General features: G+C 56.1%; 9 protein-coding genes. 5 read left to right on the forward strand and 4 right to left on the reverse strand.

All coding sequences use genetic code 11. The features are described from left to right. Positions 1 to 54: 54 nt before the first annotated feature. The 3 genes from F4555_RS07245 to gltX all read right to left on the reverse strand — a co-directional run bounded on the left by F4555_RS07245 (position 55) and on the right by gltX (position 5,424). On the reverse strand, positions 55 to 1,761 hold the full coding sequence (locus F4555_RS07245) for a methyl-accepting chemotaxis protein (RefSeq protein WP_115325884.1): 1,707 nt from the start codon (positions 1,759 to 1,761) through the stop codon (positions 55 to 57). A gap of 15 nt (positions 1,762 to 1,776) precedes the next feature. Continuing rightward, entirely contained in the window at positions 1,777 to 3,384 is a 1,608-nt protein-coding gene (locus F4555_RS07250) for a methyl-accepting chemotaxis protein (RefSeq protein ID WP_004017762.1), read from the reverse strand. A 480-nt stretch (positions 3,385 to 3,864) separates the two neighbouring features. Next, positions 3,865 to 5,424 (reverse strand): glutamate--tRNA ligase, encoded by a 1,560-nt coding sequence (gltX, locus tag F4555_RS07255; RefSeq protein WP_115325883.1) that lies wholly within the window; start codon positions 5,422 to 5,424, stop codon positions 3,865 to 3,867. Between the two features lie 228 nt (positions 5,425 to 5,652). Between gltX and F4555_RS07260 the strand changes: the two genes are divergently transcribed. The 5 genes from F4555_RS07260 to F4555_RS07280 all read left to right on the forward strand — a co-directional run bounded on the left by F4555_RS07260 (position 5,653) and on the right by F4555_RS07280 (position 12,942). Next, on the forward strand, positions 5,653 to 7,323 hold the full coding sequence (locus tag F4555_RS07260; RefSeq protein WP_115325882.1) for a ribulokinase: 1,671 nt from the start codon (positions 5,653 to 5,655) through the stop codon (positions 7,321 to 7,323). After that, positions 7,320 to 8,036, forward strand: a complete 717-nt coding sequence (locus tag F4555_RS07265; protein ID WP_115325881.1) for an L-ribulose-5-phosphate 4-epimerase — start codon at positions 7,320 to 7,322, stop codon at positions 8,034 to 8,036. The genes F4555_RS07260 and F4555_RS07265 overlap by 4 nt, the downstream gene beginning before the upstream one ends. A gap of 72 nt (positions 8,037 to 8,108) precedes the next feature. Continuing rightward, positions 8,109 to 9,170 (forward strand): NAD(P)H-dependent glycerol-3-phosphate dehydrogenase, encoded by a 1,062-nt coding sequence (locus F4555_RS07270; RefSeq protein WP_004017766.1) that lies wholly within the window; start codon positions 8,109 to 8,111, stop codon positions 9,168 to 9,170. A gap of 133 nt (positions 9,171 to 9,303) precedes the next feature. After that, complete coding sequence (locus F4555_RS07275; protein WP_004011796.1) at positions 9,304 to 10,083, forward strand: fumarylacetoacetate hydrolase family protein; 780 nt, start codon at positions 9,304 to 9,306, stop codon at positions 10,081 to 10,083. A gap of 96 nt (positions 10,084 to 10,179) precedes the next feature. Next, positions 10,180 to 12,942, forward strand: a complete 2,763-nt coding sequence (locus F4555_RS07280) for a DEAD/DEAH box helicase (protein ID WP_004014577.1) — start codon at positions 10,180 to 10,182, stop codon at positions 12,940 to 12,942. 131 nt (positions 12,943 to 13,073) lie between these two features. Here F4555_RS07280 and F4555_RS07285 read toward each other — a convergent pair whose 3' ends face one another. Further along, positions 13,074 to 14,432 (reverse strand): serine hydrolase, encoded by a 1,359-nt coding sequence (locus tag F4555_RS07285; protein WP_115325880.1) that lies wholly within the window; start codon positions 14,430 to 14,432, stop codon positions 13,074 to 13,076. Positions 14,433 to 14,439: the final 7 nt, after the last annotated feature.

Consider the following 14,439-nt stretch of genomic DNA (forward strand, 5'->3'; position numbering starts at 1 on the left):
GCCAAATCGAAGCACCGAGAGTTCAGACTACCCGATTTCTCTCACCAGCGCAAATCACACTTCCCCCTCCGCTGTTTCCTTGTATTTGAACTGAGAAATGTAGCCATCCATAGTGCGCGCCGATGTTACCAATCCCTTCGAGGTCTTGTGCAAGGACACGACCTTGTCGCTAAAGTCCTCTGCCAGGGTTTGATACTGTCCGATGGTGTCGGTAATCTCGCCAGAGCCACTGGCGGCTTCCGAGACAGAGCGCGACATCTCATTAGTGGTAGCAGTCTGTTCCTCTACCGCCGCCGCAATCGTGGTCTGGTAGTCATTGATTTGCTGGATGATTTCGGAAATCCGCTCGATGGCCGCCACCGCTCCATCGGTATCGGACTGAATAGCAGTAATCTTCGCGGTGATTTCATCAGTGGCTTTCCCGGTTTCCTGAGCCAAGTCCTTGACCTCACCAGCCACCACCGCGAAGCCCTTGCCGGCTTCGCCAGCCCGAGCGGCCTCAATCGTAGCGTTCAAAGCCAACAAATTCGTCTGCTCCGCAATCCCGGTAATAGTCTTTACCACATCACCAATTTCACGGGAAGAAACCCCCAGCTTCGCCACAGTTTCATTAGTCCGCTTCGCCACCTCAGTCGCATCATTAGCCACCCGAGCGGCCTCGTTAGCATTGGTAGAGATTTCACGAATGGAAGCCCCCATCTCTTCGGCACCAGCCGCCACAGTCTGAATCGACTGGGCGACATCTCCAGCGGCTCCCGCCACCACCTTGGTTTGGGCAATAACTTCCTGGGTCTCGTCATAGGCATCGTTAATCCCTTGCCCCACCTCAGTAGCCACCGAGTTGACTTCACCCGCGACTTCCGCTGCCGAGCCCACCAGCCTACGCAACGATGCCTGGGTGGAGTTCAGCTTGACGGAAACGTCACCTACCTCGTCGTTCATGAGGAGCTGTGATTCGGCAGTAAAATCTCCGTTGGCCATAGCTCCAATGGTGTTCCCGGCCAAGGTAACGGTCTTGCGCAAAGTACGACGAACCAGAATACCAATCACCAACGAAATTACCAGGATTACCAAGGATACCACCACCATAAGGGTAACCATAGCAACACGCATGCTAACGGCCTGATCCACAGCGACATCCATCTTGGCTTCCGAAGCCTCCACAATCTGCGGAATCAGAGTGCCAAGATCATTGACATAGGAAGAAACGTCAATCGCGCCGCCTTCTTCGTATTTACGTTGACCATACAGTTGCATGATTTGCTTGATTGCATCGTGGAACTGTTCGGTAACTTCCGTGGTTTGAGCCACAATCTTGGAGATATCCGGATCTTTAATCTTGGACAATCCCTCTAGTCTCTTATCCGTCAAATCGATATATTCGTTAACCTCTTTGGTATGCCCCTGAACCAGGGAAGCTCGCACGTCCTCTTCAATCGTGGTCTTTAGCAGGGACAGGCGTTTAACCTCGCTTTCAGAGGCAATCAGGCGCAACATGTCATGATTCAGCGCCTGTGCCAGTTCCACATCGCTTTCCTCTTGGGTATAGGCATTGGAGGCACCGGCATACAGGTTAATCCCGATGACAAAGGTCAGCAGCATAATCAACAGCCCCAATACCCCGGAAGCCCCGATGGCTCCCAACTGAATGGACAGCGGAACACGGCGCAGCTTCTTTCCCCTGGCATTGCACCGAATCTTGGAATCTTTGCTCTCAACCTGGCGGTTAGTAGTTGCCATATCTGGCGTATTCATCGTCATTGTCTTGTCTCCCCCCTAGTACTTCAGCTCATTCAAGCGTGAAGCCAAATCCTGTGACTGGCCGGACAGACCATCCATACGCTCATTCATTTCGGTGAACTGCTGTGCCAACTCATTGGTTTGTTTGGCGATATGCGCCACATTCTCCGCGATTGTCTGGGAACTATCAGCGGCCTCCAATACTGACCGCGACATCTCATTAGTGGTTGCGGTTTGTTCTTCTACCGCCGCCGCAATCGTGGTCTGGTAATCATTGATAGAAGCAATAATGTTAGAAATTTCCTCGATGGCTGAAACCGCCGCCTGGGTGTCGGTTTGAATCTGTTCCACCTTGATAGCAACTTCTTCGGTGGCGCGACCGGTCTCGGCCGCCAGGTCTTTCACTTCCGAGGCCACCACGGCGAAGCCCTTACCGGCATCACCCGCACGCGCTGCCTCAATTGTGGCGTTCAAAGCCAAGAGGTTGGTCTGCTGAGCCACTGCGGTAATCGTTTCGATAACCTCGCCAATCTCCTTAGAGGATTCGCCCAGTTTCGCCACAGTTTCATTAGTTTGCTGTGCCACTTCCGAAGCTTCCTTGGCAACCCCGGCAGCAGAGTTTGCATTGGAGGAAATTTCTTTAATGGAAGCATTCATTTCCTCGGCACCAGCCGCCACGGTTTGTACCGAACGAGAAACTTGCTCGGCGGCAGCCGCTCCGCTGTTGATGTAATCAGCGCCCTTTTGAGCGGCCTCTACCGCGTTACGGGCACCATCGCCAATACCAGAAGTGATTCCCACCACTTCCTCGGCCGAAGTCACCGTGTTGCGGATACTATCGCGCATCCGACTCATAGCCTGATTGAACTCTTCACTCATATCACCGACTTCGTCAGTGCTTCCCCGGGAAACCTCGACGGTGAAATCACCCTCCGCCAGTTGATCCATGCCAGCAGACAGAGCCTTAGCGGAACGAGTCAAGGACGTAACCATCTTGCGGGTCATCACTGTCACAACGACCACGGCAATCAGTAACAGTACCCCGGCAAATATCAGTGCAGTACGGTGAATCGAATTCTGCAGCTCCTCAGCATCTTTGCGACACTGAGCAAAGGTATCCAACAGCTCTGCAGCCTTATTGGTAAAGGCATAAGCATTATCGGTTTGCCAAATCCCGAATTCGTCGGCTGCCGCCGCTGTGGACACGCGATCCTCCGAGACACCGGTAATAAATGCCTGCCACCGCTTCGCGTAATCCGCAGCGGCTGCCCCCATAGCATCAACAATCTGCCTTTGCTTCCCGGTTAACTTGGATGATTGCAGCTTTTGCAAATCCTGGTTGACCGTTTCCAAGGCATCCGCCACCGCAGTGGCATTCGGATTGTCTGAACCAACTTTAGTTACCGTCCAAGTCTGAATTTGTGTCGCAAGTTTAGCCTCCTCTGAACGCATTTTGGTCCAGGTAATGCGGGCATTTTCTGTCGTGGAGACGGATTTATAATAATCAATCTCCGAGCGGAAAGCTCCCTCGTAGGACCGGACTGAAACCACCATATAAACTAGCATAACCAGCAGTAAAACAGCAACAACAGCCGAGGCTAAGCCAGTTTTAACTGCAATAGTAAAACGAAATTTTTTACTCAATTCACTACTCCTTGAACTCACAATCCCAATCCTAAAAAAGAAGATTGAGAACTACCCCATCAAAACCCGGTAGACCAGGATTCTTACCTCAATAATAGCGTTGTTTACTGAACAATAAAAGACTCCGGGGTACTCTACGCGTACTGAGCGCGAAAATATACTACCCTGCCGGTATTCATGAGTGTGGTGCCTTCTCCAGCTGTCCACACCGGAGCATGTTTACCGGCAAAAACACACCCCGGTGGTTGATAAAAATCCCAGAAAAACCGATACGGCCACAAAGGTGGTTTTCACCGCAATAGCATATTTAAATTTCCTCTCTATCCAATTCCCACTTCTAGAGTCATTAAGCCCGCCCCGAGAATTAGAAACCGCGACACAAGGTGTTTTAAAATCAACCGTCGGGACTCGTGAAGCTAGAACCTAACACACTTCCACCTGGCGAAATCGGATTTGAGAGAAGTTATATCATAAATCAATCTAGCTACCATTTGTGGCACAATATTTAGCGCAAAAACTAGCTAAACGACGCAAAGTTTCTTCACGTCCCAAAATCCGCATCGAGTCAAAAACCGGAATGGAAACATTAGTCCCCGTCACTGCCACAAACAGCGGCGCGAAGGCCTCACGCGGCTTTAACCCCAAACCATCAATCAGCGCCTCGTTCAACACCTGGTGGATAGCCTCGGTATCACCCCAAACGTCTGCGGCGGCGGCTTCCAAAGCACTGGCCGCTCCCGACAGCGCCACCGGCGCGGAATCTTTTAGCTTGCCCACGGCCTTGTCGTTATAGCACACCTCGGAGCTAAACAGGAAACCAATCAAATCCGTAATCTGATTCAGCTGTACCACGCGGGTTTGCGCCAAGGGGGCAGCGGCGGCCACCAGGCGCTGCTCCTCGGCGGTCAGCGCCTCGAAATTATCGCCAGACACCGTCCCAGTTTCCGCCAAGAAAGGCACCAAGCGCCTCATGAAGTCGTCCGTATCCAACAAGCGAATATGTTCAGCATTTATCGCATCGCATTTCTTTTGGTCGAAGCGTGCCGGGTTCGGGTTCACGTCCTTGATGTCGAACGCCGCCGCCATTTCTGAGAGGCTGAAAATATCGCGATCCGGGGCTATTGACCATCCCAGCAGCGCCAGGTAGTTCACCAAACCCTCCGGGATAATCCCGTGCTGGCGGTGCAACAACAGATTCGACTCCGGATCACGCTTCGAGAGCTTCTTGTTGCCCTCGCCCATCACATAGGGCAAATGCCCGAAATACGGCACAAACTTCGCGATTCCCAAGGCGTAAAGCGCACGATACAAAACAATTTGACGCGGGGTAGAAGACAAAATATCCTCGCCGCGCAAAATATGCGTAATCTCCATCAGGGCATCATCAATCGGGTTCACCAGCGGATAAAGCGGATCCCCATTCGCGCGCACAATCACATAGTCCGGCACCGAACCAGCCTTGAAAGTGATTTCCCCGCGCACCAAGTCAGTGAAAGTGATGTCTTCGTCGGGCATCCGCAGACGCAACACCGGCTTGCGCCCCTGACGGATATATTCCTCGCGCTGGGCGGCCGTCATATCGCGGTCAAAACCGTCATAACCCAGTTTCGGGTCGCGCCCCGCCGCCACATGGCGGGCTTGGATTTCCTCTGGGGTGGAAAACGACTCGTAAGCATACCCAGCTTCCAGCAACTGCCCCGCGACTTCGCGGTATATATCCATTCGTTCGGATTGACGGTAAGGTCCGTGTGGCCCGCCCTTACCCACGCCTTCATCCCAGTCCAGCCCCAGCCAAGTCAAGGAATCAATAATCTGGTTGAAGGATTCCTCGGAGTCACGCGCCGCATCCGTGTCCTCGATGCGAAACACGAAAGTACCCCCCTGGGAACGAGCATAAGCCCAGTTGAACAGGCAGGTTCGCACCATGCCGACATGCGGGGTGCCGGTAGGACTGGGGCAAAAACGCACCCTCACGCCGGAGCCGTGCGCCGGCGGGGTCGGAACAGTGGACAGGTCAGGAAGCTTCGCATATTTAGTCACGACCCTTATCTTAGCCCATTGTCACCAAGACAGTTTCCCGGATTCGGGTTCAAATCCCCCGCCATTTATGCAAACGTTTTCATAACCGGGATTTTCCCGTTTTATTCCTCTAAAATCAAAGGTGAAGCGGCGGTTGGCCAAGGTTGGTCGACCCCGCAAACATTAGGAAGGAACAGCCCCCGCCGTGAAAGAACACCAGCGGGACATAGAATTATTAAGGATTGCGAAATGACGGAAACAAAATACCTGGTTGGAATCGATTTCGGCACCCTATCGGGGCGAGCCGTGGTGGTGCGAGCCGACACTGGTGCTATGGTTGGCACCGCCGTGGTTGATTATCCCTACGGAGTGATGGACGAACGGCTGACCAGCGCCGATAACCAAGTCCTCCCCCCTGAATTCGCTTTGCAAAACCCTGCCGACTATATCCTGGTGTTGCGCCAGGCAGTTCCGGAAGCCATCAAGGATGCCGGAATCGACCCCTATGATGTGGTGGGAATTGGGGTGGATTGCACCTCGGCCACGGTGTTAGCCACTGATAAACACGCGGTGCCGCTGTGCCAAAAACCCCAATTCGTGAATAACCCCCACGCCTGGGTAAAACTGTGGAAACACCACGGGGCACAAGACCAGGCTGATCGTCTGGTGGCGGCCGCCAAAGAACGCGGTGAAGAATGGCTCAGTCGCTACGGCGGAGTGATGTCTTCGGAATTGACGCTACCCAAAGTACTGGAAACCTTTGAAAAAGCCCGCGAAGTATATGACGCAGCGGATTACTTTGTGAATCTGCTGGACTGGTTGACTTGGAAACTGACGGGGCGGCTGACTTTTGCGGCCGGGGACTCCGGTTATAAACGCAACTACCAAGACGGGTCTTATCCCTCGCCGGAATATCTAGAGGCGGTCTCTCCCGGTTTCGGTACCATGTTCCAAGACAAGATGGATGCCCCGATTCTGCCCTTGGGGGCGAAAGTGGAGGGACTCACTAGCACCGCCGCCGCTCTGTTGGGTCTGCCCGAGGGAATCGCGGTGGCCTCGGGGAATATCGACGCCCACGTGGTGGTCGCCGGGGCTAATGCGGTTAACCCCGGCCAGCTGACCGCGATTATGGGTACTTCTAACTGCTACGTGGTAAATTCCCCGGAGCTGCATGAGGTGCCAGGAACCTTCGGCGTAGTCTGGGGTGGCGGGGTTGACGGAGCTTGGGGATACGAAAGCGGGCAAACCGCCGTAGGCGATATTTTCGCCTGGTTCCTGGACAACTGTGTGCCCTCTAAGTACGAAAAAATGGCCGAAACAGCCGGGAAAACCGTGCACGAGATTCTCGAAGAACTCGCAGCCAAGCAAACGATTGGTGCCCACGGGCTGATTGCCTTGGACTGGCACAACGGTAACCGTTCGATTCTAGCCGATTCACGCCTGTCCGGCGCGATTCTGGGGCTGACTTTAACCACCAAGGCCGAAGATATTTACCGTGCCCTGTTGGAATCCACCTGTTTCGGGGCACGGGTGATTATTGAGAACCTCGAGAAACACGGGGTTGCGGTCGATGAAATCGTCGCCGCCGGGGGACTGTTGAAAAACCAGATGTACATGCAGATGCTGGCCGATATTACCCGCAAACCCATCACGATTTCCCTGGCGCCGCAAACCGGAGCGCTTGGGGCTGCGGTATTTGCGGCGGTCGCGGCCGGGATTTATCCCACCGCCAAGGAAGCCGCCGCCGCGATGGCACAGGTACAGCATCATGCTTACACCCCGAATCTAGAGGCCGCCCGCCTTTACGATGTGCTCTTTGGGTTCTATCAAGAATTACATGACCATTTCGGTCGCGGGGAATCCGAAATTATGCCGCGACTGAAAGCATTTCAAGCCCAGCAAAAGGCTGGCAACTCGTGAACCCGAAAATATCCCTAAGGGAACTGGACGCAACCACCCAAGCCGCCGTGGCGAAAACCCGGGAAACCGTGGCTCGATGGCACGCCGAGCTGCCCGCCAATAACCTGGTGGTGTGGACGGCTGGAAACGTGTCCCAGCGGGTTGCCGGCACCGAACTGTTCGTGATTAAGCCTTCCGGGGTGCGCTATGACGAACTAGCGGCCGACAATATGGTGGTGTGCGACCTTGAGGGGAACAAAATCGCAGATGGCACCGCTGAGACACTCCAGCCTTCCTCGGACACGGCGGCTCACGCCTATGTGTATCGGCATCTGCCCCAGGTCGGCGGGGTGGTGCACACGCATTCTCCCTATGCCACGGCCTTCGCGGCCATCTACCAGCCGATTCCCTGCGTGTTGACGATGATTGCCGACGAGTTCGGCGGGGAGATTCCCGTCGGACCCTTCGCTATCATCGGTGATGATTCCATCGGCCGGGGTATCGTGGAAACCCTGCGGGAATCACGCTCCCCAGCGGTACTGATGGGCAATCACGGACCGTTCACCGTGGGTAAAGATGCGAAAGCGGCAGTGAAAGCAGCGGTGATGGTGGAAGAAATCGCGAAAACCGTGACATTCGCAAAATCATTGGGAACCCCGCGCCCCATCGACCCTGCGGCCGTGGATGCCCTGTGGCAACGGTACCAAAATGTTTACGGTCAACCCGAAAACTAGCCCGACCCCAACTGAAAACAACATAGCAATCAATAAACTGCGGCACCAGCCGCCCGACAGAAAGATAAATAAATGGCAATAATGGCAGTTTTAGGCAGCGGTATCATGGCCACCGCCCTGTCTTTCCCTATGAGCGAGAATGGCCACGAAGTGCGCCTGGTGGGCACGCATTTGGATCGCGAAATCATTGATTCCATCCAGAAAACCGGGGTCCACCCTAATCTGGGATTGAAAGTCAATCCCGGGGTCAGCGCCTATCAGCTAGAAGATGCGCCAACAGCCTTTGCGGGAGCCGACGTGGTGATGTGTGGGGTGAATTCTTTTGGTATCGAGTGGATTGCCGAACAGTTCAAAACCCTGTTGCGACCGGGACAGAAATTGTTGTGCATCACCAAGGGGATGCGTGCCGATGCGGACGGCACCCTGCATCTGTTGCCAGAAATTATCCAAAACGCGCTGCCCAAGGAGCTGGTGGAACAGGTTTCGTGGAATGCGGTGGTTGGCCCGTCTATCGCCGGGGAAGTCGCGGTACACCACGACACCGCCGTGGTGTTCTGTGGGCACAACCAAGACGACTTGGAATACCTGGCCGACTTGTTCCGCACCGATTACTATCACGTGTGGACGTCTCTGGATTTCGTGGGTCACGAAACCGGGGCGGCCACCAAGAATATCTACGCTTTCGCGGCCGGATTCGCGGCCGGACTGTTGAAAGCCCAGGGCAAGGAAAACGACCGCTACGTCATGTATAACTATGGTTCCGCGATTTTCGCTCAGGGCCAAAAGGAAGTGCGCCAATTCGTGACTTTCATGGGGGGCATCCCCGAAACTGCGGATGGTCTGGGTGGGGTGGGCGACATGTTCGTCACCTCGATGGGTGGACGCAACGTAAAAGCCGGAACTTTCGTTGGCCAGGGGATTCCTTTTTCGCAGGTTCGTAGTGTACACATGAAGGGGGTGACCTTGGAGGGCGTCGCCGCGATTTCAGTTATCGGCAAGGCCTTGCGTGCTTTGACTTCACGAGGGGTCATCCAGGAAACCGACTTCCCCCTGTGTCGCTTCTTGTATTCGGTGGTAGAAGAGGACGCGCCGCTAAAGATGCCGTGGGACAAGTTCTTTGCTGACTTGCGGTAGTTTTCTGGTGCTTCTGATTCATGAGGGGCGAGCCGGGATTTTCGGCATTTTGCCGGGATTTTCGGCTTGCCCCTCATGAATTGGCCGCCGAATTCCCCAGGCGATTTCACAACCGAAGCGTTAGACTTTTAATATGCGAGTAATACGGTTTGACAAAGGCGATGGTACTTACGGATTCGGCGTACTGGAGGACGATTCGACGCGCGTGATGGTGCTGGCAGAAAATCCGCTGTATTCCCCAGGCAAGATTAATGCCACCGGCCAGATTCTGCAGCTAGAAGACGTGCGACTGGTGGCACCGGTGATACCAGCCTCGAAACTGGTAGGAGTCGGGGCGAACTTCTATGCTCCCGGCGCGGAACATACTCCCCCCGAGAGTGACCCAATCCTGTTCTTGAAACCCAATACCACGGTGATTGGGCCGGGCGCCCCGATTATGCTGCCGAAATGGGCGAAGGAAATCGTGCACGAAGCCGAGATTGGGGTGGTGATTAAACATCCTGCCAAGGATATCGACCCGGCACACTGGAAGGACTATGTCTTTGGCTACACTGTCGTTAACGATTTGACGGCGCGCGACGCGATGGCCGTGGACAAGACCTGGATGCGAGGCAAGAGTTTCGACACAGCCTGCCCGATTGGGCCGTGGATTGTGGTCGACCCGGATTTGGATCCACAAAACCTGCGGATTCGCTCCTGGGTGGATAGCGAATTGCGCCAAGACGACACCAGCGCGAATATGATTCATTCGGTTGCCAAATTGGTGGCCTATATTTCCCGGGTTACTACCCTGCTGCCCGGGGACGTGATTTTGACTGGCACCCCCGCCGGGTCGGGGACTTTGGAAGATGGCCAGACCATGACCTGCGAGGTGGAGGGTATCGGCACTTTGACGAATCCGGTACGCAGGTAGGGCGTTTCCCCCGGAATTGTCGCCTAGGGGGATGCCCGGCCAGTAGACTTCGAGTTAACCGATTTTTGGGGGTGGCGGTTTCGCTAAACTGGAGACATGTCTGAATCCTTGAATGCGCTGCTTGACCGGTTGGAAGACGCGGGGAAACTCGGCGACTCCCTCGAGGTGCTCTCCGGTTTCGAAGCCTGGGCGGAAAGCACCGGGAGACCCCTGTATCCCCACCAGCTGGAGGCCGCCGAACACATTATCCTTGAAGACCGTCATTTAATTGCCCCCACCCCTACGGGTTCAGGCAAATCCCTGATTGGGGTGGCGGGTATCTTGTGGGCCTTGGCGCGCGGCGGCGTGGCCTACTACACGGCGCCGTTGAAAGCTCTGGTTTCCGAGAAATTCTTTGACCTGGTGGATTTGTTTGGTGCCGCGAATGTGGGGATGATTACTGGGGATGGCTCGGTAAACGCCGCAGCGCCAATTATCTGTGCCACCGCCGAAATCCTGGCCAACCTTGCCCTGCGGTGGGGTGACACGCTGGACGTTGACACCGTAGTAATGGACGAATTTCACTACTACGGGGATGCCGAGCGCGGCTGGGCGTGGCAAGCTCCCCTGTTGCTGTTGCCCAACACGCGTTTCATTCTCATGAGTGCCACCCTGGGTGATACCACTTTTCTCCAGTCCGACTTGCAGCAACGCACCGGACGCGAAGTGGCGGTTTTGGATTCCGCGAAACGCCCCGTGCCCCTCGAAATGGAATACCGCGTCGAACTGATTGAAAAATTGCTGGTGGAACTGGCACATCACAATCAGCTCCCCGCTTATCTAGTGCATCCCTCGCAACGCGCGGCCGTCGAAGAAGCCAGCCGCCTGGCGGCGCTCGACCTGGATTTGGGATTGGATGCAACCCAGATACAGCGCTTGAAAACTGAGATCAAAACCGTAGGGTTCAACTCGGCTTTCGGTAAGACCTTGCGCCCCCTGTTGCTTAAAGGTATCGGGATTCACCACGCCGGAATGCTGCCGCGTTACCGCCGGTTAGTGGAACGTCTAGCTGGATTGGGTTTACTAAAGCTCATTAGTGGCACTGACACCCTGGGCGTAGGCATCAATGTGCCGATTCGCACGGTGGTTATGACCAGCCTGGTGAAATTCGACGGCGCCAAAGAACGACACTTGAACGCCCGGGAATTCCACCAGGTGGCGGGGCGCGCCGGGCGCGCCGGTTTCGACACGGCGGGGTACGTGTTTGTCCTTGCTCCCGAATGGGAAGTTGAAAACGCGGTGGCCTTGGCCAAGGCGGGGGATGACCCGAAACGCCAGGCGCGGGTGAAAAAGAAGCAAGCCCCCGAGGGGCGCGCCACCTGGAGTGAAGGCACTTTTAAACGCCTGGTGGACAGTGAACCCGGGGCACTCTCGCCCCGGTGGCAAATTACACATGCTATGGTGCTGTCTACCCTGCAACGCCCCGGGGACCAAGAAAGAAACCTCGCCGCACTCGCAAAAGACAACCACAATGTGTTGCGTTTCGGTGCCACTGCTGCGCAACGTCTGACCCAAACCCTGAACGAAATCCTGGATTCCCTGGTGCTCTCGGGAGTACTCAGACTAGGCACCCCCACCGGCTACGAACTGGTAGGGGATTTACCCGAGAACTTTGCTCTGAATCAATCTCTCGCGCCTTTTGCCCTGGATTTTTTGCACAGCTTCCACTGTTTCGAAAAACCGGATTTGCGGCCATCACCTAATGAACCCGAACCAGAAGAAGAGGAACACTTCCCCGTATCGGTGCTGTTTAACGAGGTTTTGGACGTAATCTCGGTAATCGAAGCGGTGCTTGACGACCCGCCGGCTCTGCTGCGCGCCCAGGAACGCAGCGAAAAAGACCGCGTGTTCGCCGAACTGAAAGCCGCCGGAGCCGACTATGAACAACGCCAGGCTGCCCTGGAGAAAATCACCTACCCGCGCCCGCTTGAAGACCAACTGAATGCCACCTTCGAGGTGTATTGCGAGGAAAACCCCTGGGCAAAATACTTTCAGCCCCGGGCTAAATCGGTGCTGCGCGACATGATAGAAACCGGGGCGACATTCTCTTCATATATTGCCTCGCTAGCTTCGGCTTATGCCGAAGGGCAGCTGCTGCGTTACCTTTCCGACGCGTGGCGTACTCTGAACCAAATCGTGCCCGAGCAGCTGCGGGTGCCGCGTTTCTTGGATGTGATGGAGTGGCTCCAGCAGCTGATTCGCGAAGTGGATTCCTCGCTGCTAGACGAGTGGAAATACCTAGAGAACCCGGATTTGCGCCGCGCCCCCACGGCGGATACCACGATTACGGACGCACCCGAACTTGCTTTCGGGCAACGTGCAGACGGCAGCTTTGACTGGCCAGCCAATCCCGAAGCCGCCGTGCGGGGCTTGCGCCGCGCCGCTATGACCTGGCTCGACGCGATGGCAGGCGACGAATTTGAACTGTTGACCCGCATGGAAAAAGACCTTCGGGAAGCCAGCTTAGAGCGCAGCGAGACCCTGCGGCAATTCCCCCCGTTAGGTGAGAAACACTGGGACACGATGCTCGGGGAGTTTTGGCAAGTTCATGACTTTATGGACGCCGGGGCGGAGGGACGCAACAAGAGAAACTTTGAGCTCTACACCATCAGCGACGAGGTGTTCCAGTTCACCCCCGAGGTGATGAAAATCGTAGACCAGATTGAAAACCGTAAACTGTGGGTGGCGGAATTGGCCATAGTTGACGGCAACAAGTATCTGGATTTCGCGTTTTATATGGCCATAGACCCGATGGCGACCCTGTCGACCACTCCGGCATGCCCAGCGTGGGTGCCTTTGGGGTTGTGGAGCCGACTGTGACGGCGCGTGACGGCGGGTAACGACGCGTGACGGCGGGTAACGGCGCGTAACGGCGGGCGCGACAACACCCCGTGGCCAAACGCCGAACACCAAACACCAAACGCCAAACAGCCAAACGCCGAACGACCGAATTACTGCAAAATCTGGCTTAACTCGTCCAGAACCGTTGTCCCCGCCCCCATCGATCCGGCCTGCGTGGCCATCGCAATGAAAACCCGATTGCCGCTGCGGTCTTGATACCAACCGAACTGGCGCACAGTGTATATCCCCCCACTTGGCCCCCAGCCGCCTTTAAACGTCGCCCCGGGCAGCCGCCCCATCCCCCAACGCTGCGAGGGGGAAATGTAGCGCATCTGTTCTATTACCCCACCGGCTTGCGCCTGGCACGGCAAAGTAGCCGCGAAACGCACCTGGTTCAAAGGGGTCCACTCGGTTTGCCCGAAAATCGAGAATCCGGCCGCGCGGCGCGTGGAGGGAACCACGGTATTTCGATCCCCCGACTGGCGTATCACCTTGGTTACAGCCTCGGCACGTTGCGCGTCGGTGTCGGCCACGCCGCGCCACAAACGGTCAGCCGCGTCATTGTCTGAAACGGTTATAGCCTGGCGGATGCTGTCTTTGAATTCGGCGGCTTTCCCGGCTTGGCTCACCGCCACGGCCAGCGGGACTTTGGAAGTAGACCAGGCGGGCCAGCCGCCCTCCGCCCCGGCGGTTACCAAGCCGTATTGGGGGTCGTACCAGGCCACGGCGATTTTCGCACCGGTGTTGGACGCGATGGTTTCAAATCTAAGACGTAACTGGGCGGCGTTGAGTCTGCCATTGCCAGGTGCCACCACAGTGGCTCCGTCACAGGCTTTCACGGGCGGTAACGCGGCGGTTCCGGTTGTCGCAGCGCTACCTTCCGGGGCTGGCGACGTGGCCTGCCCGGTCTCCGGGTCGCCGGTTTCCGGCAGGTTCGCGGGGGTGGTGGGGCACGGGTTAGCCGCGTCCCCCACCCCGTTGATTCCGCAGGTGCGGGGTTTTTCGGCTTCATGAGTTGCATGCGCGGATGGCGCCGAAGTCAGGGAATCTGAACCGGACGGGATTCCGGTTTTGGTGCCTACGGAATCACCGGGCGCCATTCGCTGTGTGCTGGCCGCCTTCGGGGTATCCGCCAAGGTGTTACCACCGTTCAGGTGGGTGAACGCCAAGATACCTCCGGCTAAAATCAGGGCAGCAACTAATGACATCGCGAAACCGATAGCCAACCAAAACATTTGACTATGCGCCGAGGCCGCAGCGTGTTGGGGATATTGGGAGTACTTCGGCGCTGTCGAACCCCCGGGAGGGTATTGGCCAACCGCCGTTTGGGTGGGAACCTGGCCTATTTGCCCCAGCTGGCTGGGCTGCTGCCCCGCAGCCTGCCGGGGATAGGAACTCATCTGTCCGGAAGCAGCATCGCGCGCGGCCTGCCCCAGTTCAGAAGGCTGCCAGGATTGATGTCGACCCATAATCGGT

It is taken from the genome of Mobiluncus mulieris (genome assembly GCF_014204735.1).
GTDB lineage: Bacteria > Actinomycetota > Actinomycetes > Actinomycetales > Actinomycetaceae > Mobiluncus > Mobiluncus mulieris.

Excerpts from the sequence above, each read along its gene's own strand:
- F4555_RS07245 (WP_115325884.1), bottom strand. The coding sequence starts at position 1,761 with ATGACGATGAATACGCCAGATATGGCAACTACTAACCGCCAGGTTGAG.
- F4555_RS07260 (WP_115325882.1), top strand. The coding sequence starts at position 5,653 with ATGACGGAAACAAAATACCTGGTTGGAATCGATTTCGGCACCCTATCG.
- F4555_RS07270 (WP_004017766.1), top strand. The coding sequence starts at position 8,109 with ATGGCAATAATGGCAGTTTTAGGCAGCGGTATCATGGCCACCGCCCTG.
- F4555_RS07275 (WP_004011796.1), top strand. The coding sequence starts at position 9,304 with ATGCGAGTAATACGGTTTGACAAAGGCGATGGTACTTACGGATTCGGC.
- F4555_RS07280 (WP_004014577.1), top strand. The coding sequence starts at position 10,180 with ATGTCTGAATCCTTGAATGCGCTGCTTGACCGGTTGGAAGACGCGGGG.
- F4555_RS07285 (WP_115325880.1), bottom strand. The coding sequence starts at position 14,432 with ATGGGTCGACATCAATCCTGGCAGCCTTCTGAACTGGGGCAGGCCGCG.